General features: G+C 63.5%; 1 protein-coding gene. It reads right to left on the reverse strand.

Annotated elements, in window-relative coordinates; genetic code table 11:
• The coding region (locus JF66_RS19420; protein ID WP_304413065.1) for a CheR family methyltransferase at positions 1 to 452 on the reverse strand (452 nt) is incomplete at its 3' end.
• Positions 453 to 513: the final 61 nt, after the last annotated feature.

Raw genomic sequence — 513 nt, forward strand, 5'->3', positions numbered from 1 at the left:
GGGGGCGCGCCGGCGCGTCGTGCGCCGTGGCTGGCCGCTCGAGACGGCGGCGGGGTGACGACTCTTGGTTCGCCGACACCCGACGAGGGGCGCGACACGTAGCTGTCCCCCATCCGTACGGTCGTGAAGCCGTCACCGATCACCAACATGGTCTCGGACGCCCCGAGCAGCAGCCACACCTCGGGGAGGGCACGTGCGACGGACCTCAGGAAGCCTTTCGCGTGATCCACAGATAAGTAGATGAGCACATTGCAGCACAGGACAACCTGGCTGCCGCTGACCTGGGGTGGAAGTGGGTCGAGCAGATTATGATGCAGCCCAACGACTCGGTTCCGCAGTCGTTGACTGATTTCCCACTCGTCGCCCACCTGAATCAGATGGCGCGACATCCGCTCGGTCGACAATCCCGCAATTTCCCGGGTTGAATACCGTGCCTCGGATGTTCGTCTCACGGCCTCTGTCGATACGTCCGAGGCAATGACGCTGCCCGCGATTCCTTGTTCTTCGAGCAGC

The organism is Cryobacterium sp. MLB-32 (genome assembly GCF_000738085.1).
GTDB lineage: Bacteria > Actinomycetota > Actinomycetes > Actinomycetales > Microbacteriaceae > Cryobacterium.